The sequence below is a fragment of the Micromonospora sp. M71_S20 genome (assembly GCF_003664255.1).
In the GTDB taxonomy this organism is placed as follows: domain Bacteria; phylum Actinomycetota; class Actinomycetes; order Mycobacteriales; family Micromonosporaceae; genus Micromonospora.
Map to the genome: position 1 here is coordinate 3,984,566 of NZ_RCCV01000001.1, position 24,572 is coordinate 4,009,137.

Genomic DNA, 24,572 nt, shown 5'->3' on the forward strand with positions numbered 1-24,572 from the left:
ACGGGCGCGGCGCGCCAGGGCGCACGTATCCGGGGCGTCGGGCGGGCGCCGCCCGATCACGCCGGGCCGGTGCCGCCCGATCACGCCGGGCCGGCGCCGCCCGATCACGCCGGGCCGGCGCCGCCCGATCACGCCGGGCCGGCGCCGTGCCTGCCCGAGCGCGGGGCGGCGCTCCCCGTCCTCACCGCGCCGCGGCCGCCGGTGGCGCCGTCTGCTTGTCCCGGGCGACCGCGCCGCCGGGGACCGGTAGCCCGCCGGTGCCCGCGTCCGCGAACGCGCTGTCCCGCAGAGCCGAAAGATCACCGGCCGCCGCGTCGTTGACGGCGCGCCGGCGCCGGGCCCGTACGACGGCCGCCGCCGCCACCATCGCTGCCAGCGACATCGCTGCCGCCTGTAGCAGCGGCACCCTCCTGCTGCGTCGACGCCTCATCGCGCACTACCCCTCTCAGTTCTGAGTCCGACCTTGTTCACATCGTGGAGACACCACAGCGGCGGCGAGGGGCGATTCGGCGCATTCGACACGGTCGGGTCATGTCGCCCGCCCGCGACTCTCACCGCGCCGCCGGCCCGCCCAGTTCGGTGAGGTCCAGACGCAGGGTCGCGAGCAGCCCGGCGTGCCGGCTGGTGTCGACCTGCGCGGGCAGTTCCCGCTCGACCCAGTCGGCCCTGGTGTGCTGGCCGCGTCGACGCAGCGCGGCCACGATCGTGTTCCGGGAAATCGTCATGGTCTGCTCCTTGGTGGTGATGGTCGGACGGTTTCCGGTGCGCCGCTGCCTCGGTGGGGGCGCTGTCGGCGCGGACGATCCGGCCGGCCCGGCGGCGGCCGGGTGGGCGGCGACGGCGTCGGGCGCGGACGTCTTGCCCGCGGCGACGAGCAGCTGCGGGGAGTGGACCAGGTTGCCGGCGGTGGCGGCGAGCGCCATCGCCGCCTCGGCCAGTACCGCCGGGGTCTCCGGCGGTACGACCAGCAGGTCGACGCGGTCGTCGTTGCGGCAGATCGCGGTCAGCAGGGTGGCTGGCTGGCTGGTGAAGTGGCCCAACCGCAGCACCCTGCCGTCGACGGTCAGGTGGCGCGGGTTGCCGTCCCAGGCGTCGGCGTTGAGGACCAGCCGGACGATCGGCCCGTGCAGCAGGTCGATGGCGAGGACGAGCCCGGGCAGTTCCGCGAGCGGGTCTGTCGATCGGGGCCACCAGCCGCCGTCGAGCAGGGTGCGTGTGGACCGGGTCGGTTGGATCCGCAAACGCGGCGTCGACGGGGGAGCGAGGGCGTGGGGCGATGGCGTCATGTCGGATCCTCGTCGCCGTGACCGCGGCGTAGCGGTGGGGTCGTGCGTCAGGTCGCGTCGTGCGGCGGCGGGGCATCCGGTTCGTCGACCCGTCCGGCCGGTGCGCCCGCCCCGATCAGGGGCGGCGCTGCGGGTCCTCGTCGCTGCGGGTCGCCTACGGCTGTGGCCGGGTGCGGGCGGTGCGGGTCACCGTGGTGCCGACCCGGGCGCCGTGTTGTGGAGCGGGGCATTGTGGGCCGTCGGAGGGTGAGAACTGTGTCCCGGGGCGGCCGGTCGTGCCACCGCGGATCGGGTGTGGACGTCGCATGCCTTCGGTGGGAGCCGGCGTGGCGGGCACCTCAGGAGCGGGATGTCGTCGTTTCCGGGATGAGCCCAGCCTACGCCTGTCCGGGGCTGGTCCGCGCCGCACCGCCGTTCCGGTTGGCGAACACGCCGTCAGGTCGGTCCTCGGCCGCTCGGCTCCCGATCGTGATCGTACTCGCGAGCATCCGGTTACTTTACCGTCTGGACGGTAAAGTAACCGGATGCGACCAAGCCAGCGCACCGTCATCCTCGAGGCGGCCATGACCCTGGTCTCCGCCGAGGAGGGCGCGAACATCACCCTCGACGCCGTCGCCCGGCAGGCGGGGATGACCAAGCCGGGACTGATGTACCACTTCCCGACCCGCGACGCCCTCCTGCTGGCGATCGTCGACCACGCCGCCGGCCGGGTCGAGGACGCGATGCTCGCCACGCTCGCGGTGCCGTTCGACCGGGCGACCCCCGCCGCGCGGATCCGGGCGTACGCGCGCGTCGCGTACGGCGGCGACGCCAGCCGCGCGGAGTACGCGGTCGCCGCGGAAGCCGCCTACCGGCCGGCGCTGTCGGGGCCCTGGATCGGGCGGCTCGCCAAGTGGTTCGACCTGCCACCGGATCTGCCACCGGCCACGCGCGCCCGGCTCACCCTGGCCCGGCTGGCCGCCGACGGCCTGTGGAGCGCGTTCGCCACCGGCCTGTTCCCACCCGAACCGCAGGATCGCGACGCCCTCGTCGCGCTCATCGAGGACCTGACCGCGGAAGGCGACGACTCGTGAAGCAGTGGCTGTACCTCGCCGGAGCCATCGGCCTGGAGGTGAGCGGGACCCTCGCCCTGCGCGCGGCCAACGACCACGCCGCGTGGCTCGCGCTGGTCGTCGTCGGCTACACCCTCTCCTTCGTCTTCATCTCACTGGTCCTGCGCGAGGGCATGCCGATCGGTGTCGCGTACGGCATCTGGGCCGCCAGCGGGGTCACCCTCACCGCGCTGCTGGCCGCGCTGCTGTTCGGCGACGCACTGACCTGGGTGATGGGGCTCGGCTTCGCCGTCATCGTCGCCGGCGTCCTGCTCGTCGAACTCGGCTCTCACCAGGCGGAACCGGGGCACACCGCGCCGCACGACGTCCACCACGAGCCCGAGGGGGCACGATGAGCTGGCTCTTCCTGGCCGCCGCGATCGCCTTCGAGGTCACCGCCACCATGGCACTGCGCGCCTCCGAGGGGCTGCGTAAGAAGGCATGGGCGCCCGTCGTCGTCGGCGGCTACGTGACGTGCTTCGTCTTCCTCAGCCTGGCCCTCCGCGCCGGCATGGCCGTCGGCGTCGCCTACGGCGTCTGGGCCGCGGCCGGCATCGCACTGACCGCGGTCATCGCGCGGCTCGCCTTCGACGACCCGCTCACCAAGGTCATGATGCTCGGCATCGGTCTCATCGCCGCCGGCGTGCTCCTCGTCGAACTCGGCGCCCAGTCGGCGCACTGAGCCCACACCTCGACCCCCGGAGTCATCCCGGCGAGGCCGGTCACGCCCGTCCTCGCCCGGCCCGGGGGCGTGCGGGGCGCCACGCAGGTTGGCACAATGGCCGGGCTGTCGACCCGGACGGGGAGTGGGTGCCGACGATGACCGAGGACCACGTCCAGCCGAACGAGACCACGGTGCCGCTGCTGCACTGCGTGTCGGCGGAGGAGACCCTGGCGTTCTGGCGTGTGCTCGGGTTCGAGGTCACCTACGAGCAGACGAAGCCGTACCTCTACCTGGCGTTCCGGTGGAGCGGGTTCGAGCTGCACTACGGCGGCGCGCCGAGCGGCGTGGACCCGTCGGCCGAGAACACCGGCGGATGCCTGGTGATGGTCGACGCGGTCGCGCCCTACCACGCGGCGTTCAGCGAGGCGATGCGCCGCACCCACGGCAAAGTGCTCGCCAAGGGGCGCCCCCGGATAACCCGTTACCGCCCCGGCGCGTCGCGGTTCAGCGTCGTCGATCCGTCGGGGAACACCATCATCTTCATCCAACGCGACGAGCCGGCGGAGCTGGAGTACGGCGGTTCGAAGCGGTTGCGGGGGTTGGCCCGGGTCCTCGACAAGGCGCGGATCCTGCGCGAGTTCAAGAGCGACGACCTGGCCGCCTTCCGGGCGCTGAACTCGGGGCTGCGTCGGCACGGGGACGGCGCGCCGGCCGTCGAACAGGCGTTGGCACTGGCCTGGTTGATCGAGCTGTCGGTCGCGCTGGAGAAGCCGGAGCTGGTGCCCGACTGGGGCGCTCGGCTCACGGCACTCCCGTTGACCGCCCCGGAGCGTGAGCGGGTGCGGCAGGCGGTCGCCGAGCCCACCGTGCTCGGGCCCTGGCTGCCGGGCACCAACTGACGTCCCTCGTCCAGCCGACGCCTCCGGACCGTTGGGACGTCCGTGGCGCCGGCGACGACGACGAGTCGGCCGGTCCGCGCCGCCGGCGGCCAGAACGCGGGTCGCCGGGGGCGCGGCTCGCGGAACCGGGCGGCGAGGTCGTCGGCGCCGGCGCGAGCGGACGTGCCTGCGGTCAGGCCCGGCGGGCGACCACCGCCCCGTTGGCGCCCGGGGCGTCGAACGGCACGACGCGGACGTCGACGAAGCCGGCGTCGGTGAGCCAGGCCGTGTACTCGGCACCGGAGTAGTTCTTGCCGCCCTCGGTCTCCACCAGCATGTTCATGCCCATCAGAGCCGCCTCGGGCGGACCGGTGCGCTCGTCGTTGAGCAGCAGCTCGCAGATGACGATCGCCCCACCGGGCGGCAGCGCCGCGTGGCACTTGGCCAGCAGCGCTCGATTCGTCGGCTCGTCCCAGTCATGCAGAATCATGCTCAGCAGAATGACGTCGTGCCCGTCCGGCAGCGCCGGGTCGGCCAGGAAGTCGCCGCCGACCGTGCCGATTCGCCCGCTCATGCCTTCCGCTGCGATTCGCTCCTCGGCGCGGACGCACACGTGCGGCAGGTCGAGGATGGTCGCCCGCAGATTGGGCAGCCGGCGGCAGAACTCGATCGGGAACGCCCCGGCCCCACCGCCGACGTCGAGCAGCCGGGCGTGTGCGCCGAAGTCGTACGCGTCGGCCAGCGCTCGGGCGGTGAAGCTGGAGGTGGAGTACATGGCGTCCCAGAACTGCGCCAGCATCTCCGGGTCGGTGGTGTCGAACATCGACTGCTGGGTCTGCGGGTCCCAGGTGAGGGGCCGGTCGGTGCGCAGGGCTTCGCCGACGCGGTGCCAGGGCAGGTAGGTCCGCAGGTCGGAGTAGCGGATCTGCGCACCGAAGTAGTAGGGACGGCCCTCGACCAGGAACTGTTCGGCAAGTTCGGAGTTGCGGTAGCCGTCGCCGGCCTTCTCCAACAGGCCCAGTGACGCGGTCGCGGCCAACAGCAGGTCTGCCGGGCGTTCGGCCAGCCCGAATTCGGCGGCGGCCTCGTCGACGGTGAGGGTCCGCCCGTTCGCGAGGCGGGTGAAGAGGCCGAGTTCGACGCCGACGGCGAGGGTCTTGAATCCCCAGACGCCGGCCACCAGACGCATGAGAGGTGTGGGATTGATCATGGACACATGGGACCACAGAGGCTCTGTCCATGATGGAGCGCCCCTGCGCCCGCGATCGTCGGTCCGCACCAGCCGCTCGCGATCCGGGCGCGCTGCCGTTGCCCGCCCGACAGGGCTTCCGGCCGCCGATCGGCGAGTTCGGTGACGTTCGCGGCGATGAGGGTCCGGTCGACGGCGTCCCGGTCCTGCGGGGACCACTGTCGCAGCAGCCCCTGGTGCGGTTGCCGACCGAAGCGCACGAGCTCGGCCACGGTGAGGCCGGCCCGCGACCGCCGGCTGCGGCCGCATGCCTCTCCGCAGAGGTTCCCTCGCGCACCTGCGGAGCCATCCGTGACCCGTCCCTCCAGGCCACCGGTCCGACCCCGCCCTTCCCGCCGGTCGGGGGTCGGATGATCGTTGCCTCTGCAAAGGTTGGGGGATGGCCGCGCTGTTCCGCACCCGTCTGACCGACTGGACCGTCGTCACCCCGCTGCTGGCGATCCTGGTGTTGATCCTGACCTGGGGGCGCGACCTGTCCGGCCCCGTCGTGGCCGTGGTGGCCGTGTTGCTGGCCGGCGCGGTGCTGGCCGCCGTGCACCACGCCGAGGTGGTGGCCCACCGGGTGGGGGAGCCGTACGGCTCGCTCGTGCTCGCCGTGGCCGTCACCGTCATCGAGGTCGCCCTGATCGTCACGCTCATGATCAGCGGCGGCGAGAAGACGCAGTCCCTCGCCCGCGACACCGTCTTCGCCGCCGTCATGATCACCTGCAACGGCATCCTGGGGCTGTCGCTGCTGATCGGGGCGCTGCGCCGCCGGGTGGCGGTCTTCAACTCGGCGGGCACCGGTGGCGCGCTGGCGACCGTGACCACCCTCGCCGTGCTGAGCCTCGTGGTGCCGACCTTCACCACCAGCCGGCCGGGCCCGCAGTTCACCCCGGCACAGCTCGCCTTCGCCGCCGTGGTCTCGCTCGCCCTCTACGGCCTGTTCGTCATGGTGCAGACCGGCCGCCACCGCGACTACTTCCTGCCCGTCAACAGCCAGGGACGGGTGCTCGGCACGGAGGGGCACGCCGGACCGCCGTCGGACCGGGCCGCCCTGCTCAGCCTCGGCCTGCTGCTGGTGGCCCTGGTCGCCGTGGTGGGCGACGCCAAGTCGGTGTCGCCGGCGATCGAGTCCGCCGTCGCCGGGGCGAACCTGCCCCCGTCGTTTGTCGGCGTGGTCATCGCGCTGCTGGTGCTGCTGCCCGAGACGATCGCCGCCGCCCGGGCCGCCCGCCGCGACCGCGTGCAGATCAGCCTGAACCTGGCCCTGGGCTCGGCCATGGCCAGCATCGGGCTGACCATCCCGGCGATAGCGCTCGCCTCGATCTGGTTGGAGGGCCCGCTGCTGCTCGGCCTGGGCGGCACCCAGGTGACCCTGCTCGCCCTCACCGTCGTCACCAGCGTGCTGACCGTGGTGCCCGGGCGGGCCACCGTGCTCCAGGGCGGCGTGCACCTGGTGCTGCTCGCGGCCTTCGTCTTCCTCGCCGCCAGCCCCTGACCGTCCGCCGGTCAGCCGTCACCACCCGGCCGGCGCGCGGCAGCTCCCCATGGGCGACCCCGTGGGGCCGCACCGGTTCGTGTCCGTGCCCCGGCATGACGGACACCTCGCCGGGGTACTGGACGCCGCAACGCCGACCCCGGGAGGCACTGTGACGACACGCGTGGGAGGCCGACCGCGAAGCGCGCTGGCCGGCCTCGTGGTGGCCCTCGTCGCGGCGGCCGGGTGCGTGGTCGGCGGGGTGTCCGAACCCGAGGGACAACAGCCCGCCCCGCAGCGGCCCGACGCCCCGGCCTCCCCGGGCGCCGCGCAGACCCGGGCCGACGGCACCACCAGCGTCGAGGAGTTCCAGCAGGACGTCGCCGACGCGAAGAGCATCGCCGAGCGGTACTGGGCCGCGCAGTTCCAGGCCTCGGGGGAGCGGTTCCGCCCGATCCGCCGCGTCATCCCCTACCAGCGGGCCGGCGAGGTGTCCTGCGGCGGGCAGGCGCTGCCGCGCAACAACGCCGTCTACTGCTCGGCCGGCGACTTCATCGCCTACGACGTGAACTGGTCGGTGGGCGCGTTCCGCCAGGTCGGCGACGCGTTCGTGTTCTACCTGCTCGGCCACGAGTACGCGCACGGCATCCAGGCCCGGCTCGGCATCCGCTACTCGTACACCATCCAGCAGGAGCTGCAGGCCGACTGCATGGCCGGGGCATACCTCGGCGACTCGGTGCGCTCGAAGGCGCTCAAGCTCGACGACGGCGACCTGGAGGAGTTCCGCGAGGGGCTGCTGGCCGTCGGCGACGCCCCCGACCAGCCGTGGTTCGCCGAGGGCGCGCACGGCACCGCCGAACAGCGCACCGAGTCGTTCTTCCGCGGCTACGAGCGCTCCCTGGGCGCCTGCGACCTCACCTGAGCCCGCCGGGCGGCGCTAGTTCCACCACTGCCGTACCCACACCGCCGCGCCGCCGCCGTTGTCGCCGAGGTTCGGGTCGTTGAAGGAGAAGACCAGCCGCGACGGCTCACCGGCGTTGTAGTAGAGCATGCAGCCGCTGCCGGCGCCGACCGGGAACCATCGGCCCGAGCCGTAGAACAGCCCGGTGCTCAGCACCAGCATGGACCCCGACGTCACCCTGGCGATCAGCGCGTACCGGGGGGCGTCCGGCGCGGGCCAGCCGCTGCCGGCCAGCGGCAGCTCGCCGGCGATCGACTTCTGGGTGCCCCAGTGGTCGATGCGGACCTTGCCCAGGGCGGTCACCCGGAACACGTCCCGGTCGACCATGCCCACCGGGGAGGGCCACGTGGTGTGCACGTTGCCCGGCGCGAACCAGTCCCGCTCATCCTCGTGCTGGGGGGTCTCCAGGTCGTAGCACCGATCGAGCGGCAGGCTCGCTGCGGCGGCCGGCCCCGCCGGCCAGATCGCGGCGGCGGCGGCCAGCAGGATCACGGTGCACCGGGAGACCAGGGATCGGACGCGCATGGCGACCTCCGGGCGAGGGGCCGCCGTGCCGGCGGCCGGTTGTCCCCGAGTCTCGCGCCCGCGCGCAACCCGTCGGCCAGGTCACCCCGCGGCACCGGGGCGCGTGCCGGCGGCGTGCCGGCTGAGAGGATCCCCGGGTACGCACCCGAGGGAGGACCCGCTGAACACCCACCACCCCGCCGCCGTGCTCTTCGACATGGACGGCACCCTGGTCGACAGTGAGAAGCTGTGGGACGTCGCGCTGCGCGAGCTGGCGGCGCAGTACGGCGGCACCCTCTCCGACCCGGCCCGCAAGGCGATGATCGGCTCCAGCATGGCCGCGTCGATGCGCATCCTGCACGACGACCTGGGCCAGCCGGGGCGCGACCCGCAGGCCAGCGCGGCGTGGATCAACGCCCGGATCCTGGAGCTGTTCCGCACCGGGCTGCGCTGGCGCCCCGGCGCGCTGAACCTGCTGCGGGCCGTCCGGGCGGCGGGCATCCCGACGGCGCTGGTGACCTCCAGCGGCCGGCCCCTGGTGGAGGTGGCGCTGGACACCCTCGGGCGGGACAGCTTCGACGCGGTCGTCTGCGGCGACGAGGTCGAGGCGGCCAAGCCGCACCCGGAGCCGTACCTGACCGCCGCCCGGCTGCTCGGCGTGCCGATCGCCCGCTGCGTGGCGATCGAGGACTCGCCGACGGGGGTGGCCAGCGCGCTCGCCGCCGGCGCGGCGGTGCTGGCCGTGCCGGCGGAGGTGCCGATCGGACCGCTGGACGGCGTACACCAGCTGGAGAGCCTGACCGGCGCGGACCTGGAGCTGCTGGCCGCCCTGCTCGGCGCGCCACCGCCCGGCGCCTGACCGACGAGGGGCCCCGCCGGTCGGCGGGGCCCCTCGTCGTGCGTCGGGATCAGTCGTGGGCGATGGCGCCGAGCACGTTGATCCGGGCGGCCCGCACCGCCGGGAGCGCCGCGGCGACCACCCCGACGATCGCGGCGAGGCCGAGGAAGATCCCCATCTGGGTCCAGGGCAGCACCAAATCGGTGATGCCCTCGTCGCGCAGCGCCTCGACCACGGCCGCGCCGAGGCCGGCGCCGACGACGACGCCGAGCAGCGCGCCGAACACCGAGATCACCACCGCCTCCACGGTGATCATCCGCATGGTCTGCGACCGGCGCAGGCCGATGGCCCGCAGCAGCCCCAGCTCCCGGGTGCGCTCCAGCACCGACAGCGCCAGGGTGTTGATGATGCCGAGCACGGCGATCACGATGGCCAACGCCAGCAGGATCTGGATCATCATGAGCAGCCCGTCGAGCTGACCGGCCTGCTGCTCGATGAACGCCTCCCGGTCGGCCACCGACACCTCGGGGGAGTCGGCCAGCAGCGCCTCGATCTGCGGCTGCACGTCGGCCACCCGGGTGCCCGGCGCCAGCTGGATGAAGCCCTGGATGGGCTGCGGGATGGCGAAGCCGCTCGCCGCCTCCGCCGGCAGCACCACCGGGTTGGTCAGCTGGGAACTGGCGTAGATGCCGGTCACGGTGTACGTCCGCGCCTCGCCCCGGGACGTCTGCACCGGCACCTTCGACCCCACGGAGAGGCCGCGCGCCGTCGCGGTGTCGGAGCTGACCAGCATCCCGTCCGGCGCCAACCGGTCGATGTCGCCGGCGGTCGGCTCGGCCCCGAAGACCTGCCGCAGCGCGGCGACGTCGCTGCTCGCCGCGACCCAGGTGCGCTCGCCGCCGACCATCGCCAGGTCGCCGTACTCGCCGTCGGCCAGGCGCACCCCCGGGATCGCGGCGGCCTTCTTCAGCACCTCCGGGTCGAAGCTCGGCGGCCGGGGACCGCTCTGCGCCCCGGCGATCACCAGCTCCGCCTTCAGGCTGTCCTGGGCGAGCCCGCCGATGCTGCTCTTCGCCGAGTCCAGGATCACCGTCACCCCGGTGACCAGGGCGATGCCGACCATCAGCGCGGCGGCGGTGATGGCGGTGCGGCGCGGGTTGCGCCCCGAGTTGAGCCGGCCCAGCTTGCCCGGCACCGACCAGGCGAAGACCGCGCCGAGCAGGCTCACCACCGGCCGGCTGACCAGCGGCGTCAGCAGGGCCACGCCGATGAAGGCGAAGAGCACCCCGCCGAGGATGGTGGCCAGGGTGTTGCCCCCGGCGTTGCCGGTGAGCCCCAGGGCCAGCAGGGTGCCGCCCGCGGCCGTGACGATCGCCCCGGCCACGGTGACCTTGGTCAGCGGTCGGTCGGGGGTGGCCACGTCCTGCATCGCCGCGATCGGCGGGATCCGCGACGCCCGCAGCGCCGGCAGCAGCGCCGCCACCACGGTGATCACGAGGCCGACGGCGAACGCGCCGACCACGGCGGACAGCGGCACGCCGATCCCCGCCAGGGTCAGCCCGCCGGCGAACGTGCTGAACAGGTACGCCAGCAGCGCGCCGATGCCGATGCCCGCGCCGAGGCCCAGCACCGAGGCGACCAGGCCCACCGCGACGGCCTCCAGCACCACCGACCCGATGATCTGCCGGCCGCTGGCCCCCACGGCGCGCATCAGCGCCAGTTCCCGGGTGCGCTGCGCCACGATGATCGAGAAGGTGTTGAGGATCAGGAAGGTGCCCACCAGCAGCGCCACCGCGGCGAAGCCGAGCAGGATCCGGTTGAAGAAGGACAGCGCCTCCTTCATGCTGGCCGCCGCGTCCTCGGACAGTTGCGCACCGGTCTTGACCTCGAACTCGGCGCCCACCGCGGCGGCCACGGCGTCGCGCAGCGCCTCGTCCGACGTCCCGCCGGCGGCGGTGACCGAGATGTTGCTGAAGGTGTCGGGCGCGCCGAGCATCAGCCGCTGCGCGACCGGCGTGGTGAACATGATCTCGTTGGCGCCACCGATGGAGTCCCGGCCGCCGCTGTAGCCGAACACGCCGACGATGGTGAACTCCTGCTTGGGCTGGAGGGTCAGCACGCCGACCCGGTCGCCGACCTTCACCTTGCCGGCCACCGCGAGCGCCTTGTTGACGACGATCTCGTCGTCGGCCTGCGGGGCCCGCCCCTCGCGCAGCTGCACCAGGTCGCTCTCGCCGGTCCAGTTCTCGCCCAGCTGCGGCGGGCCGAACGAGGCGACCACCTTGCCGTTGCCGCCGATCAGCCGCGCCCCGTCGACGCCGACGATGCCGGTGGCCTCGGCCACGCCGGGCACCGCCCGGACCTTGTCGAGGGTGGCCGCCGGTACGGGCGCGGCCACCGGCATGCCCTCCGCCTCGCCGACGTCGATCTTCGGCTTGGCGGCGACGTTGACGTCCACGCCCTCGTACGCGTCGGCGAAGATCGCGTCGAACGAGCGGCCGAGGGTGTCGGTGAGCACGAACGCGCCGGAGACGAACATGACGCCCAGCACCACGGCCAGGCCGGAGAGGATCAGCCGGACCTTGCGGGCCAGCAGGCTCTTCAGGGTCGCGCGGAACATCAGCGCCCCACCTCGGCGGGGGTGTCCAGCTTCTTCATGGTGTCCAGCACCGTGTCGGCGGTCGGCTCGATCAGCTCGGAGACGATCTGCCCGTCGGCGAGGAAGACCACCCGGTCGGCGTACGCGGCGGCCGTCGGGTCGTGGGTGACCATCACGATGGTCTGCCCGTGCTCGCGTACCGAGTTGCGCAGGAAGTTCAGCACCTCCGCGCCGGCCCGCGAGTCCAGGTTGCCGGTCGGCTCGTCCGCGAAGATCACCTCGGGCCGGGCGACCAGCGCCCGGGCGCACGCCACCCGCTGCTGCTGGCCGCCGGAGAGCTGCGCCGGCCGATGGTCCAGCCGGTCCCGCAGCCCGACCGTGGCGATCACCGTGTCGTACCAGGCCGGATCCGGCTTGCGCCCGGCGATCGACAGCGGCAGCAGGATGTTCTCCTTGGCCGTCAGCGTCGGCAGCAGGTTGAACTGCTGGAAGATGAAGCCGACCTTGTCGCGGCGCAGCTTCGTCAGGCCCGCGTCGCCCAGACCGGTGACCTTCGTGTCGCCGATCGACACCGTGCCGCGGGTCACCGAGTCCAGGCCCGCGAGGCAGTGCATCAACGTCGACTTGCCCGAGCCCGAGGGCCCCATGATCGCCGTGAACCGGCCGCGCTCGAACTCCGCGCTGACCCCCCGCAGCGCGACGACCTGCGCCTCGCCGCTGCCGTACACCTTCCACACGTCGCTCGCCCGGGCCGCGGCCTGCGCCTGCTGGCCTACCGTCGCGGTCACGTCATCTACCTCTTCCGTCTGTCTTCGGTCCGCGCCGCCCCCGCTGGTCCGGCGCGGCAGTCCCATCATCTGTGCTCGCCGGCCCCGATCCGTCCGACTCCGGTCGGAGCCGTGGCGGATTTCGCGCTGCGGGTGCCCCCCAATGCCGACTCAGGGTTGCCCCTGAGTGGGCCGGGACCGATCCTGCACAGTGACGCCGCGTCAGGGTCAACCACGCGGCGACGTCTCCGGTCACGGTAGGTGACGGCGACAACCGCGCCGCCGTGCCGCGGCGCATCCCCGGGTACGCCGCCCGCGCCGTCGGCGACGAGGCGCTACGCCCGCGGACGGACCAGGCCCGACTCGTACGCCAGCACCACGGCCTGCACCCGGTCGCGCAGCCCCAGCTTTGTCAGCACGTGCCCGACGTGGGTCTTGATGGTGGTCTCGCTGACCGACAACGCCCGGGCGATCTCGGCGTTGGACAGCCCTCGCGCCACGTGCACGAGCACCTCCCGCTCCCGCTCGGTCAGCGCGCTCAGCGTGCGGGGCGGCGCGGCCGCGGGGTCGGGCAGCGCGTCGGCGAACCGGTCCAGCAGGCGCCGCAGGATCCGCGGCGCCACCACCGCGTCCCCGGCGGCCACCGTGCGGATCGCCGCCACCAGGCCGTCGGCCGGCACGTCCTTGGCCAGGAAGCCGCTCGCCCCGGCCCGCAGCGCCCCCACCACGTACTCGTCCAGGTCGAAGGTGGTCAGGATCAGCACCCGCACGGGCAGCCGGGCGTCGACGATCGCCCGGGTCGCGGCGACCCCGTCCATCCGCGGCATCCGGATGTCCATCAGCACCACGTCGGGCAGCAGCCGGCGGGACAGCTCCACCGCCTCCACGCCGTCGGCGGCCTCGGCGACGATGTCCAGGTCGTCCTCCGTGCCCAGCACCATCCGGAAGCCGGTACGCAGCAGCGGCTGGTCGTCGGCGAGCAGGATGCGTACCGGCCGTGCCGGCACCGTCGCGTCGGTCACCTGATTCCCCCGTCCCGATTCCCGGTCACGCCGCCGTGCCCCGGGGCTCCACCGGGATCCTCGCCGACACCCGGAAGCCCCCGCCCGGCCGCGCCCCGGTGCGCAGGACACCACCGTAGAGGGCGACCCGCTCCCGCATCCCGACCAGGCCGTGCCCGATCCGGTCGACACCGGGCGCGGGGCCGCGCCCGGTGTCGACGATCTCCACGTCGACCGTGTCCCCGTCGAAGCGCAGCAGCACCTGGGCGGTGGCCGCGCCGGCGTGCTTGAGTGCGTTGGTCAGCGCCTCCTGGGTGATCCGGTAGAGGGTCAGCGCCACCCCCTCCTCCAGCGTCCCCGGGGTGCCCTCGACCCGCAGGGTCACCGGCAGACCCGCGTCGCGCACCTGCTCCACGAGGGCCTCGATGCCGGCGAGCCCCGGCTGCGGGGCCAGGTCGGCGGCCGGCTCGGCGTCGGTACGCAACACGTCGAGCAGGCGGCGCATCTCCCGCAGCGTCGCCCGGCTGGTCTCCTCGATGGTGGCGATCGCCCCGTCGGCCGCGCCCGGGTCCTTCGGCAGTACGCGACGCGCGCCCGTGGCCAGCACCCCCATCACGCTGACGTGGTGCGCGACCACGTCGTGCAGCTCGCGGGCGATGCGGCGGCGCTCGTCGGCGACCGCCCGCTCGGCCAGCGAACGCTGGTTCTCCTCGGCCGCCCGGGCCCGCTCCCGCAGCGCCTCCGTGGAGGCCCGACGGGCGTGCACCGCGCGTCCCACCGAGTACGAGACCGCCCCGACCAGCAGGTTGTTGAGCACGAGGTAGGCGGGACTGACGTTCGCCAGCAGCTCGTCGGGTGGCGGCGCGAGGGCGCTGGTGGCGCCGACCGACATCCACAGCACCAGCGCGGCCACGGCCGCCGTACGCGGTGGCCCGGCGGCGGCCGCGGTGTAGGTGAGCACCATGAAGGTCATGCCCTGCGTGGTCGGCGTGGGGCCGAGCAGGAGGGGCACCGCCAGGGTCGCCACCGCCATCGCGACCGCCGCCCACGGCGCCACCCGCCGCCACGCCACCGGCACGGCGCAGACCACGCTCCAGCCCAGCGCCGCCAGCAGGCGCCCCGGCCAGTAGTCGCGGGGAGTCAGCGCGATGAGCACCACCTCCGCCACGACGAGCCCGCCGGCGAGGAGCGCGTCCGCGGCGAGGGGGTGCCGGCGCAGCCACGCCCGGGGGCCCGAAGTCATACCGCGACGCTATCCGCCGTCGCGGCCGATTGATCGTCGCCGGCGGTGAGCCCGGCCTCCTCCCTCAGGAGGAGACCAGCTCATCCCCGCAGGAGCGAACGACCGCGCGAGGCCACGCGCCGGGTGCGCCCCGCACGAGCGGCCGCGCCAGGCCACTCGCAGCGCCGCGTCGGCGTACCCGGGATCCAGTGAGCCCGGCACGACCGGCCGCGTGGGCCCCGGCGGCAGACCGGCCGAATCGACGGCGGTCTCACCGCGGACGCGCCGCCGACCGGGCGGGGGACCTTGCCGGCGCGCCGGTCAGCCGGTCACTCATCGGCGCCGGGGGGCGTCGGGCGGGACCGGGCGTCGCGCAGCGGATCCGGCGCCGCCTGCGTCGGAAACGGCGGCGGGGTGCCCCCGAAGGTCGGGCAGAGCGCCTGGTGGCTGCACCAGTCGCAGAGCCGGCTCGGCCGGGGGCGGAAATCCTGCTGGGCGGTCGCCTGCTCGATCGCCCGCCACAACGCCACCACGGTGCGCTCGAAGCGCAGCAGCTCGTCGGCGTCCGGGGCGTAGTCGCAGACCTCCGAGTCCTTGAGGTAGAGCAGCCGCAGCACCCGGGGGACCACGCCCCGGGTGCGCCAGAGCACCAACGCGTAGAACTTGAGCTGGAACAACGCCCGGGCCTCGAACGCCTCGCGCGGCGCCCCGCCGGTCTTGTAGTCGACCACCCGCAGCGCCCCGTCGGGCGCCACGTCGAGCCGGTCGACGTAGCCCCGGATCAGCAGCTCCTCGTCGACCACCGCCGAGATCAGGCTCTCCCGCTCGGCCGGCTCCAGCCGGCGCGGGTCCTCCACCGCGAAGTAGCCCTCCAACAGCCCGGCGGCGGAGCGGAGGAACTCGGCCGCCGCCGCGGAGTCGCCGTCGGCGAACAGCGCCGCCAGCTCGGGCTGCTCGGTGACCAGCCGGTCCCACTGCGGGGCCACCAGGTCGCCCGCCGCCGTCGGGGTGCGCCCGGCGGCCGGCAGGTCGAACAGCCGCTCCAGCACCGCGTGCACGAGCGTGCCCCGGGCCTGCTCGACGGTCGGCCGCTCGGGCAGCCGGTCGATGCTGCGGAACCGGTAGAGCAGCGGGCAGGTCTTGAAGTCCGCCGCCCGCGACGGCGACAGCGAGGCCCGCACCGTCGCCGGGACCTCGGCCGGGGTCGGGGAATGCTGCGTGGTCACCGGTTCCGCCGTCATGCCCGGAAGGTTAGGGCACCGGTGTGACACCACGCCGTCGCCGCACCGGCGCATGATCGCCGCGCCCCGCCGGCGCGTGGTCCCGTCGCCGCACCGGCGCATGATCTCCGCCGCGTAGCATCGATCCGATGGAGCAGACGAGGCGACCGCGCCGCCGGCCCGACGCGCGGACCGGCCTGACCGTGGGCCGGGTGTTCGGCGTGCCGCTGCACCTCAACGGCTCGATGGTGCTGCTCACCCTGCTGGTGACCGTGCTGTACGCCGAGTTCGCCCGCCGCCAGCTCGACCTGTCCCAGCTCGCCGGCTACCTCATCGGCTTCGGCTTCGTGGTCTCCCTGCTCGGCTCGGTGCTCCTGCACGAGCTCGGCCACGCCCTCACCGCCCGCCGCTACGGCATCGGTGTGCGCGGGATCACCCTGGAGCTGCTCGGCGGCTACACCGAGATGGACCGCGACGCCCCGACGCCCCGGATCGACCTGCTGGTGTCGCTCGCCGGCCCGGCCGTCTCCGCCGTGCTCGGCGTGCTCGCGGTCGCCGCCACCCTCGCCCTGCCCGACCGCACCCTGGCCAACCAGCTCGCCTTCCAACTGGCGGTCAGCAACGTCATCGTCGCGCTGTTCAACCTCCTGCCGGGCCTGCCGCTCGACGGCGGCCGGGCGCTGCGGGCGGCGGTCTGGGCGGTCACCCGCGACCGGCACCGCGGCACCGAGGTCGCCGGCTGGGTGGGACGCGTCGTCGCCGTCGGCACCGCCGCGCTGGTCGCCCTGCTCACCCTCACCCGCGACCTGGCGCCGCTGGCGCTGCCCCTGATGCTGCTCGTCGCGTTCACCCTGTGGCGCGGCGCCGGGCAGTCGATCCGGATGGCCCGGATCAGCCGCCGCTTCCCGCTGATCGACCTGTCCCGGCTGGCCCGGCCCGTGCTCGCCGTGCCCACCGGCACGCCGCTGGCCGAGGCGCACCGCCGGCGCGCCGACGGGAGCACCCCGGGCGCCGCCCTCGTGGTCACCGACACCGCCGGCCGGCCGGTCGCCCTGGTCGACCCGGCGGCGGCGGAGGCCGTACCCGTGGAGCGGCGCCCCTGGCTGGCCGTCGACGCGGTCGCCCGATCCCTGGCCAACCTGCCCGCGATGCCGGTCGGGCTCGACGGGGAACGCGTGATGGAGACCGTGCAGACCCACCCGGGCGCGCAGTACGTGGTGACCTCAGGCGAAGATGTCGTGGGCATTCTGCACATCGCGGATCTGGCTCAGCTCCTCGAACCTCAACGGAAGATGAACACGTGACCGCAACAACCCCCGCCGCCCCGGCCGACCCGGGCACCCCGGTGACCGCCGACACCCCGGCGCTGCCCCCCGTGCACCGCGGCCCGTTCCGGATCGGCGACCGGGTGCAGTTGACCGACCCCAAGGGGCGGATGCACACGGTCACCCTGGAGCCGGGCAAGGCGTTCCACACCCACCGCGGCATCCTGGAGCACGACGCGCTGATCGGCCTGCCCGACGGCAGCGTGGTCACCACCACCGGCGGCGGCACCGCGTTCCTGGCCCTGCGGCCGCTGCTGTCGGACTACGTGCTCTCCATGCCGCGCGGCGCCCAGGTGATCTACCCGAAGGACTCCGCCCAGATCGTCGCCATGGGCGACATCTTCCCCGGCGCCAAGGTCCTGGAGGCCGGCGCCGGCTCCGGCGCGCTGTCCTGCTCGCTGCTGCGCGCGGTCGGCACCGGGGGTGAGCTGCACTCGTTCGAGGTGCGCGACGACTTCGCCCAGATCGCCCGGCGCAACGTCGAGGCGTTCTTCAACGGGCCGCACCCGGCGTGGCACCTGCACGTCGGCGACGTCGCCGGGTGCGCCGAGACCGGCTTCGACCGGATCATCCTCGACATGCTCACCCCGTGGGAGACCCTCGACATGGTCGAGCGGGCACTGGTGCCCGGTGGCGTGTTCATCGGCTACGTCGCCACCACCCCTCAGCTGTCCGAGCTGGTCGAGGCGCTGCGCGAGCGCGGGGGCTGGACCGAGCCGCGGGCCTGGGAGTCGCTGGTGCGCGACTGGCACGCCGAGGGCCTGGCCGTGCGACCGGACCACCGCATGATCGCGCACACCGCGTTCCTCGTCTCCGCGCGTAAGCTCGCCCCCGGCGTCACCGCACCGCCGCGGCGCCGCAAGCCCAGCAAGGGCGCCGAGGCGTACGCCGAACGCCGCCAGGCCCTGCGCGAGGCCGAGGCCGCCAGGCAGGCGGCGGCCGCCTCGGCACAGCAGGCGGCGGCCGAGGACACGGAACGGCCGTGACGGCGCGGCGGGGCGACGAGGAGTGAACGGACGGATCCCGCCCGTCGGCGCGTGCCGGCGGGCCGGGCACGGGGAGGTGGCATGAGCCGGCCCGGCTTCGGCGGGGGTGACCTGCCGGCGGTGTTCCCGGACTGGTCGCCCTACCAGGACCTCGAATCGGCGGCCCGGGCGTACCTGCGCGACCCGGACGTCGCGCTCGAGGCGCTCGGCGGGGTGCTGCGCGGCGCTTCGGTGCTGGGCTTCACCCTGGAACGCTTCGTCAACGAGGTCAACGGGGTGTGGCAGGAGGTCGTGGTCTGCGACGGCAGCCGCCTCGTCCTCTGGCACGGCGAGGACGTGCCGCCGGAGGACGGGCCGCCGGGGTCGATGACCTCGTCGCTGCGGGTGGTGCCGGTCTCCACGGTGACCGAGGTCGGCTGCCGGCGCCGGCTGACCCGCGCCGACGACGGCGGGATCAGGGTCGACAGCATCGACGTCTATCTGCTGCTCACGTCGCTGGACGAGGCGCCGCCCAGCGACGAGGCGGTGGGCGCGCCCCGGCACGACGCCCTGCGCTTCGGCAAGACCCTCGACGACGGCGGCGCCGGACAGATCGCCCGCCTGGAGGAGTTCGCCCGCCTCGTCGCCTCGGTGGTCGGCCGCCCGATGCTCTGAAGCCGTACGCCCGGGTGGGCCGCGCCGAGCGGGGTTCCCGGACGTGTCGGCGCGGACCCGGCGCACGGCGCGGGCCAGCGAGACCGACTCGTCCTCCCGCGCCCGACGGCGCGGGAGGACCGGGCCGTCAGTCCTCCTCGGCCTCCGGGCCGGCCACCTCGACGCCGTCGCTGCCGCGCACCACGTGGATGCACTCGCCCGGGCACTCCTTCGCCGAGTCGATCACCTCGAGGCGCAGGTGCTCCGGCACGTCGACCCGGCTGCCCGGCGCCATCCGCAGCTCGCCGTCGGGGCCCTTGACGTACGCCAGCCCGTCGACGTCGAACTCGAAGACCTCGGGCGCGTACTGCACGCAGAGCCCGTCGCCCGTGCAGAGATCCTGGTCAACCCAGACCTGCAACTCGTCCGTCATGACCTCCGCCACGGCGCACCCCCCATGTTCTCCCGTCCCACGCCCCGACGGTACCCGAACGCCCGTACCGGCCCCCCGGGCCACCCTTCGCGATCAAGGTTCGGTGACGAGCGCGTTGCGTGGGACCGAATCGGCCTCATAGCGGCTAGTGTTAGGGCAGAACGTTCAAGCCCCCCGGGGAGGTGGGACGTGGCACGCAGCGACGACGCGGACTCGCGCGCCGCACGGTGGGAGAAGGAGGCCCACGATCTCTCCACGCAGGTCGCGTTCCTTCAAGAGGAACTCGCTCTGGTGCGGCGCAAGTTGACCGAAAGCCCCCGACACGTCCGGCAGCTCGAAGAGCGGCTGGCGGCCACCCAGGCACAGTTGGCGCGGCTGACCGAGAACAACGACCGGCTCGTGAGCACCCTCAAGGAGGCTCGCGCGCAGATCGTGACGCTCAAGGAGGAGATCGACCGCCTCGCGCAACCGCCGAGTGGTTACGGCGTCTTCCTTGCGCGGCACGACGACGGCACGGTGGACGTCTTCACCGGCGGACGCAAGCTCCGTGTCGCCGTCTCGCCCTCGCTGGACGTCGCCGAACTGCGGCGCGGCCAGGAGGTCCTGCTCAACGATGCGCTCAACATCGTCGACGCGTTCGGTTTCGAGCGGGTCGGCGAGGTGGCGATGCTCAAGGAGATCCTCGCGGGTCCCGACGGCAGCCCGGGCGACCGGGCCCTGGTGGTCTCGCACTCCGACGAGGAGCGCATCGTGCACCTCGCCGACACCCTGATCGGTTCGCCGATCCGGGCCGGCGACTCGCTCATGATCGAGCCCCGCTCGGCGTACGCGTACGAGCGGATCCCGAAGAGCGAGGTCGAGGAGCTGGTCCTGGAGGAGGTGCCCGACGTCGACTACACCGACATCGGTGGCCTCCACTCGCAGATCGAGCAGATCCGCGACGCGGTGGAACTGCCCTTCCTGCACGCCGACCTGTTCCGCGAGCACCAGCTCCGCCCGCCGAAGGGCATCCTGCTCTACGGTCCGCCCGGCTGCGGCAAGACGCTGATCGCCAAGGCGGTGGCCAACTCGCTGGCGAAGAAGATCGCCGAGCGGGAGGGCAAGGAGAAGCACACCAGCTTCTTCCTCAACATCAAGGGCCCGGAGCTGCTCAACAAGTACGTCGGCGAGACCGAGCGGCACATCCGACTGATCTTCCAGCGGGCCCGCGAGAAAGCCGGCGAGGGCACCCCGGTGATCGTGTTCTTCGACGAGATGGACTCGATCTTCCGGACCCGCGGCTCCGGCGTCTCCTCCGACGTGGAGAACACCATCGTCCCGCAGCTGCTCAGCGAGATCGACGGCGTCGAGGGGCTGGAGAACGTCATCGTCATCGGCGCCTCCAACCGGGAAGACATGATCGACCCGGCGATCCTGCGCCCCGGCCGACTCGACGTCAAGATCAAGATCGAGCGGCCGGACGCCGAGGCGGCCAAGGACATCTTCTCCAAGTACATCCTCTCCGGGCTGCCGCTGCACCCGGACGACCTGGCCGAGCACGGCGGCGACCCCCAGGCCACCGTCGCGGCGATGATCGACGCGGTCGTGCTGCGGATGTATTCGGAGACCGAGGAGAACCGCTTCCTCGAGGTCACCTACGCCAACGGCGACAAGGAAGTCCTCTACTTCAAGGACTTCAACTCCGGCGCGATGATCCAGAACATCGTCGACCGGGGCAAGAAGATGGCCATCAAGGAGTTCCTCACCTCCGGACGCAAGGGCCTGCGCCTGCAGCACCTCCTCGACGCCTGCGTCGACGAGTTCCGGGAGAACGAGGACCTGCCCAACACCACCAACCCCGACGACTGGGCCCGGATCTCCGGCAAGAAGGGCGAGCGGATCGTCTACATCCGCACGCTCGTCTCCGGCGGCAAGGGCGCGGAGGCCGGCCGGTCCATCGAGACCGCCAGCAACACCGGCCAGTACCTCTGACGGACACCCGCACGGGGCCCGTGACGCGACGCGTCACGGGCCCCGTCCCGTCCGCGCCCGCCTCTCTGCCCCCGTCGCCCCGGTCCGCCGCGCCCCCTTCCGCCGCGCGGCCGACTACGCTCGACGTGACGGGGGACCGGGTCGGGCGAGCGAAGCGGGTAGGTCGATGAGCGTAAGACGGATCATGGGCACCGAGGTCGAGTACGGCATCTCCGTTCCCGGCCAGGCCGGGGCCAACCCCATGGTCACCTCCTCCCAGGTGGTCAACGCCTACGGGGCGCGCCCGGAACTCAACCGGGGCGGCCGCGCCCGCTGGGACTACGAGGAGGAGTCGCCGCTGCGGGACGCGCGCGGCTTCACCTACTCCGGCGCCGCGTACGACCCGGCCGAGGCACTCGCCGACGAGGACCTCGGGCTGGCCAACGTGATACTCACCAACGGCGCACGCCTCTACGTCGACCACGCCCACCCGGAATACTCCACACCGGAGGTGACCAACCCGCTGGACGTGGTGCGCTGGGACAAGGCGGGGGAGCGGGTGATGGCCGAGGCGGCCCGCCGCGCCGCCACCATCCCCGGCACCCAGCCGATCCACCTCTACAAGAACAACACCGACAACAAGGGCGCCAGCTACGGCTCGCACGAGAACTACCTGATGCGCCGGCAGACGCCGTTCGCCGACATCGTCGCGTACCTGACGCCGTTCTTCGTGACCCGGCAGATCGTCTGCGGCGCCGGCCGGGTCGGCATCGGCCAGGACGGCGGGCAGAGCGGCTTCCAGATCTCCCAGCGTGCGGACTTCTTCGAGGTCGAGGTCGGCCTGGAGACCACCCTCAAGCGGCCGATCATCAACACCCGCGACGAGCCGCACGCCGACGCCGACAAGTACCGCCGGCTGCACGTCATCATCGGCGACGCCAACCTGTCGGAGATCTCCACCTACCTCAAGGTCGGCACCACGGCGCTGATCCTCACGATGATCGAGGAGAAGGCGCTCGGCCCCGACCTCGGCATCGCCGACCCGGTCAGCGAGCTGCGCGCCGTCAGCCACGACCCGAGCCTCACGCACCGGATGCGGCTGCGCGACGGGCGGCGGCTGACCGCCCTGGACGTGCAGTGGGCCTACTACGAGCGGGTCCGGTCCTTCGTGGACGACCGCTACGGCACCGACGCCGACGAGCAGACCCTCGACGTGCTCGCCCGCTGGGAGCGCGTGCTGGACAGGCTGGGCCGCGACGTCATGCTCTGCGCCGACGAGCTGGACTGGGTGGCCAAGCTGCGGCTGCTGGAGGGCTACCGGGAGCGGGAGCAGCTCGGCTGGGGCTCGCACAAGCTGCAACTGGTCGACCTCCAGTACTCCGACGTCCGCCCGGAGAAGGGCCTCTACCACCGGCTGGTCTCCCGGGGCGCGATGAAGACGCTGCTCGACGACGAGCAGACCCGTACCGCGATGACCGAACCGCCGGAGGACACCCGGGCCTACTTCCGCGGCCGCTGCCTGGCCCAGTACGCCTCCGAGGTCGTCGCGGCCAGCTGGGACTCGGTCATCTTCGACGTCGGCCGGGAGTCGCTGGTGCGGGTGCCGATGATGGAACCGGAGCGTGGCACCCGCAAGCACGTGGGCGCCCTCTTCGACCGCTGCCCCAGCGCGAAGGACCTGTTGGAGACCCTCACCGGCGGCTGAGGCGTCGTCGACGGATTCCCGCCGTGCGCCGAAGCCGGCGCGCGGCGGGCTTTTCGTCGCCTCCGCGAGGTAAGTTGATCGCAGGGCGATCGTGGAGGAGGCAGCAATGGCCACTCGTGACAGCGGCGGGCAGTCGCAGTCGGGCAAGTCGCGTCAGGGCGAGGAGATCGAGGACGTCACCACCGAGGCGAATCCGGAGGTGGCGGAGCGGCACGCCGAGATCACCGAGGACGTCGACGACCTGCTCGACGAGATCGACTCCGTCCTCGAGGAGAACGCCGAGGAATTCGTGCGCGGTTACGTCCAGAAAGGGGGGGAGTGATACTTTATGCCCGATTTGCCTCAGGCGTCGGGCAAGGTATGCCCCCAGTGTGACCGATTGCTGCCCGCCGCCGGGTTCCACCGCAACCGGCAACGGGCGGACGGGCTCGCCTACTACTGCAAGTCGTGTGCGGCGGCTCGCTCGACGGCGAGCCGCCGCAGGCGTGGCATCGGGCCGCAGAAGCGGTCGGCCACCCCGGTCGGCGAAGGGCTCAAGTGGCGCCCGGACTGCGACCGGGTCAAGCCGGTCGACGAGTTTCCGCGCACGACCAAGAGTGGCGGCCGGCACAGCTACTGCAAGCCCTGCCACAACGCGCGTGGCAGGGAGACCGCTCAGCGCCTGTACGGCGGCACGCGCGAGTACCACCTGCGGCGGCGCTACGGCATCGGGGAGAAGGAGTTCCAGGAGCTCCTGGCCGAGCAGGGCGGGGTCTGCGCGATCTGTGGCGGTGTGGACCCGCAACATCTCGACCACGACCATCGCACCGGGTGGGTGCGCGGGATATTGTGCTTCAACTGCAACGGTGGTCTCGGTCAGTTCCGTGACGATCAGTCGCGGCTGGCCGGGGCGATCACATATCTGAGAGGAACCACGTGGCAGCGGGTTTTGATCCATCCGGGCGTCTACCAGATGTGTTCACCAACGCGGGGACGTCCTCCTTCACCTCGTTCCTGAGCAAGGTGGCCCCCGAGATGCTGCCCGGCCGCCGGCCTCTGCCGCCGGGCATGGCCGCTGACATGGCGCCGCACGCGACGACCATCGTGGCCATCTCGGCCGCCGGCGGTGTCGTGATGGCCGGCGACCGGCGGGCGACCATGGGCAACCTGATCGCCCAGCGCGACATCGAGAAGGTGCACCCGGCCGACGCGTACTCCCTGGTCGGCATCGCCGGCACGGCGGGGATCGGCATCGAGCTGATGCGACTGTTCCAGGTGGAGCTGGAGCACTACGAGAAGATCGAGGGCGCGATGCTCTCGCTCGACGGCAAGGCCAACCGGCTCGCCTCCATGATCCGTGGCAACCTGGGCGCCGCGATGCAGGGTCTCGCGGTGATTCCGCTCTTCGCCGGCTACGACCTGGCCGCGAAGGACCCGGCGCGGGCGGGCCGCATCTTCAGCTTCGACGTCACCGGTGGCCCCTACGAGGAGACCGGCTACGACGCTATCGGCTCCGGCTCGCTCTTCGCCCGGTCGGCGCTGAAGAAGCGCTTCCAGCCGGGGCTCTCCATCGACGAGGCGGTCCGGCTCGCGGTCGAGGCGCTCTACGACGCGGCCGACGACGACACCGCGACCGGCGGCCCGGACCTGATCCGGCGGATCTACCCGGTGGTGATGACGGCGACGGCGGAGGGCACCCACCGGCTCAACGACGAGGAGATGTCGGCCATCGCCGAGAGCGTGGTCTCCGGCCGGATGGAGAACCCGGGCGGTTGATCCGCTCCCGCCCGCACCAGTCAGCAGCCGTCAGCACAGCGCCCTA

General features: G+C 73.0%; 25 protein-coding genes. 15 read left to right on the forward strand and 10 right to left on the reverse strand.

The genetic code is table 11. The features are described 5' to 3' along the window. Positions 1-181: 181 nt before the first annotated feature. Together DER29_RS17015 and DER29_RS17020 are read right to left on the reverse strand one after the other, a co-directional pair. Complete coding sequence (locus DER29_RS17015) at positions 182-382, reverse strand: hypothetical protein (RefSeq protein ID WP_121398217.1); 201 nt, start codon at positions 380-382, stop codon at positions 182-184. A 169-nt stretch (positions 383-551) separates the two neighbouring features. After that, positions 552-1,286 (reverse strand): DUF5994 family protein, encoded by a 735-nt coding sequence (locus DER29_RS17020; protein ID WP_148710077.1) that lies wholly within the window; start codon positions 1,284-1,286, stop codon positions 552-554. Between the two features lie 524 nt (positions 1,287-1,810). On the opposite strand from DER29_RS17020, the gene DER29_RS17025 reads away from it, so the two are divergent. The 4 genes from DER29_RS17025 to DER29_RS17040 all read left to right on the forward strand — a co-directional run bounded on the left by DER29_RS17025 (position 1,811) and on the right by DER29_RS17040 (position 3,940). Beyond that, entirely contained in the window at positions 1,811-2,359 is a 549-nt protein-coding gene (locus DER29_RS17025; protein ID WP_121398219.1) for a TetR family transcriptional regulator, read from the forward strand. Beyond that, the gene (locus DER29_RS17030) at positions 2,356-2,733 is read left to right on the forward strand and encodes a multidrug efflux SMR transporter (protein ID WP_121398220.1); all 378 of its coding nucleotides are present in this window, start codon (positions 2,356-2,358) and stop codon (positions 2,731-2,733) included. The genes DER29_RS17025 and DER29_RS17030 overlap by 4 nt, the downstream gene beginning before the upstream one ends. Continuing rightward, on the forward strand, positions 2,730-3,059 hold the full coding sequence (locus DER29_RS17035) for a multidrug efflux SMR transporter (protein WP_121398221.1): 330 nt from the start codon (positions 2,730-2,732) through the stop codon (positions 3,057-3,059). The genes DER29_RS17030 and DER29_RS17035 overlap by 4 nt, the downstream gene beginning before the upstream one ends. A 137-nt stretch (positions 3,060-3,196) precedes the next feature. Further along, a complete protein-coding gene (locus DER29_RS17040) occupies positions 3,197-3,940 on the forward strand; it encodes a glyoxalase (protein WP_121398222.1) in 744 nt (247 codons plus the stop codon). A gap of 172 nt (positions 3,941-4,112) precedes the next feature. Here the strand turns inward: DER29_RS17040 and DER29_RS17045 are convergent, their stop codons facing one another. After that, a complete protein-coding gene (locus DER29_RS17045; protein ID WP_121398223.1) occupies positions 4,113-5,129 on the reverse strand; it encodes a methyltransferase in 1,017 nt (338 codons plus the stop codon). A 418-nt stretch (positions 5,130-5,547) separates the two neighbouring features. Here DER29_RS17045 and DER29_RS17055 point away from each other — a divergent pair, with 418 nt between their 5' ends. Both DER29_RS17055 and DER29_RS17060 read left to right on the forward strand, forming a co-directional pair. Next, positions 5,548-6,648: a calcium:proton antiporter gene (locus DER29_RS17055; protein WP_121398224.1), complete on the forward strand. Its 1,101-nt coding sequence runs from the start codon at positions 5,548-5,550 to the stop codon at positions 6,646-6,648. 49 nt (positions 6,649-6,697) lie between these two features. Then, entirely contained in the window at positions 6,698-7,549 is an 852-nt protein-coding gene (locus DER29_RS17060; RefSeq protein ID WP_121398225.1) for a neutral zinc metallopeptidase, read from the forward strand. 15 nt (positions 7,550-7,564) lie between these two features. On the opposite strand, the gene DER29_RS17065 is transcribed toward DER29_RS17060, so the two are convergent. Beyond that, on the reverse strand, positions 7,565-8,113 hold the full coding sequence (locus tag DER29_RS17065) for a hypothetical protein (RefSeq protein ID WP_121398226.1): 549 nt from the start codon (positions 8,111-8,113) through the stop codon (positions 7,565-7,567). Between the two features lie 184 nt (positions 8,114-8,297). On the opposite strand from DER29_RS17065, the gene DER29_RS17070 reads away from it, so the two are divergent. Further along, positions 8,298-8,951: an HAD family phosphatase gene (locus DER29_RS17070; protein ID WP_121398227.1), complete on the forward strand. Its 654-nt coding sequence runs from the start codon at positions 8,298-8,300 to the stop codon at positions 8,949-8,951. A gap of 49 nt (positions 8,952-9,000) precedes the next feature. Here the strand turns inward: DER29_RS17070 and DER29_RS17075 are convergent, their stop codons facing one another. The 5 genes from DER29_RS17075 to DER29_RS17095 form a co-directional block, all read right to left on the reverse strand. Beyond that, positions 9,001-11,550: an ABC transporter permease gene (locus tag DER29_RS17075; protein ID WP_121398228.1), complete on the reverse strand. Its 2,550-nt coding sequence runs from the start codon at positions 11,548-11,550 to the stop codon at positions 9,001-9,003. Then, positions 11,550-12,317: an ABC transporter ATP-binding protein gene (locus tag DER29_RS17080; RefSeq protein ID WP_121398229.1), complete on the reverse strand. Its 768-nt coding sequence runs from the start codon at positions 12,315-12,317 to the stop codon at positions 11,550-11,552. Before DER29_RS17080 ends, DER29_RS17075 begins: the two co-directional genes overlap by 1 nt. A gap of 314 nt (positions 12,318-12,631) precedes the next feature. Next, a complete protein-coding gene (locus tag DER29_RS17085; RefSeq protein WP_121398230.1) occupies positions 12,632-13,318 on the reverse strand; it encodes a response regulator transcription factor in 687 nt (228 codons plus the stop codon). 25 nt (positions 13,319-13,343) lie between these two features. After that, positions 13,344-14,540, reverse strand: a complete 1,197-nt coding sequence (locus DER29_RS17090) for a sensor histidine kinase (protein WP_121398231.1) — start codon at positions 14,538-14,540, stop codon at positions 13,344-13,346. Between the two features lie 308 nt (positions 14,541-14,848). Continuing rightward, the gene (locus DER29_RS17095) at positions 14,849-15,760 is read right to left on the reverse strand and encodes a PD-(D/E)XK nuclease family protein (RefSeq protein ID WP_121398232.1); all 912 of its coding nucleotides are present in this window, start codon (positions 15,758-15,760) and stop codon (positions 14,849-14,851) included. 224 nt (positions 15,761-15,984) lie between these two features. Here DER29_RS17095 and DER29_RS17100 point away from each other — a divergent pair, with 224 nt between their 5' ends. The 3 genes from DER29_RS17100 (at position 15,985) to DER29_RS17110 (ending at position 18,704) form a co-directional block, all read left to right on the forward strand. Beyond that, entirely contained in the window at positions 15,985-17,043 is a 1,059-nt protein-coding gene (locus DER29_RS17100) for a site-2 protease family protein (protein ID WP_370040306.1), read from the forward strand. Positions 17,044-17,084: 41 nt separating this feature from the next. Next, positions 17,085-18,050, forward strand: a complete 966-nt coding sequence (locus DER29_RS17105; RefSeq protein ID WP_121399290.1) for a tRNA (adenine-N1)-methyltransferase — start codon at positions 17,085-17,087, stop codon at positions 18,048-18,050. Positions 18,051-18,131: 81 nt separating this feature from the next. Then, positions 18,132-18,704 (forward strand): hypothetical protein, encoded by a 573-nt coding sequence (locus DER29_RS17110; RefSeq protein WP_121398234.1) that lies wholly within the window; start codon positions 18,132-18,134, stop codon positions 18,702-18,704. Positions 18,705-18,831: 127 nt separating this feature from the next. Here the strand turns inward: DER29_RS17110 and DER29_RS17115 are convergent, their stop codons facing one another. Next, the gene (locus DER29_RS17115; RefSeq protein ID WP_121398235.1) at positions 18,832-19,128 is read right to left on the reverse strand and encodes a ferredoxin; all 297 of its coding nucleotides are present in this window, start codon (positions 19,126-19,128) and stop codon (positions 18,832-18,834) included. Between the two features lie 177 nt (positions 19,129-19,305). Between DER29_RS17115 and arc the strand changes: the two genes are divergently transcribed. The 5 genes from arc (at position 19,306) to prcB (ending at position 24,526) form a co-directional block, all read left to right on the forward strand. After that, positions 19,306-21,087, forward strand: a complete 1,782-nt coding sequence (arc, locus tag DER29_RS17120; RefSeq protein WP_121398236.1) for a proteasome ATPase — start codon at positions 19,306-19,308, stop codon at positions 21,085-21,087. 166 nt (positions 21,088-21,253) lie between these two features. Next, on the forward strand, positions 21,254-22,771 hold the full coding sequence (dop, locus tag DER29_RS17125) for a depupylase/deamidase Dop (protein WP_121398237.1): 1,518 nt from the start codon (positions 21,254-21,256) through the stop codon (positions 22,769-22,771). Between the two features lie 106 nt (positions 22,772-22,877). Then, positions 22,878-23,093 carry a ubiquitin-like protein Pup gene (locus DER29_RS17130; protein WP_088993750.1) on the forward strand — a complete coding sequence of 72 codons (216 nt, stop codon included), beginning with the start codon at positions 22,878-22,880 and terminating at the stop codon, positions 23,091-23,093. A 57-nt stretch (positions 23,094-23,150) separates the two neighbouring features. Further along, positions 23,151-23,768, forward strand: coding sequence for an endonuclease VII domain-containing protein (locus DER29_RS17135; protein WP_233599872.1), 618 nt, complete (start codon positions 23,151-23,153; stop codon positions 23,766-23,768). Then, positions 23,687-24,526, forward strand: coding sequence for a proteasome subunit beta (gene prcB / locus DER29_RS17140; protein WP_199729334.1), 840 nt, complete (start codon positions 23,687-23,689; stop codon positions 24,524-24,526). The genes DER29_RS17135 and prcB overlap by 82 nt, the downstream gene beginning before the upstream one ends. Positions 24,527-24,572 lie beyond the last annotated feature (46 nt).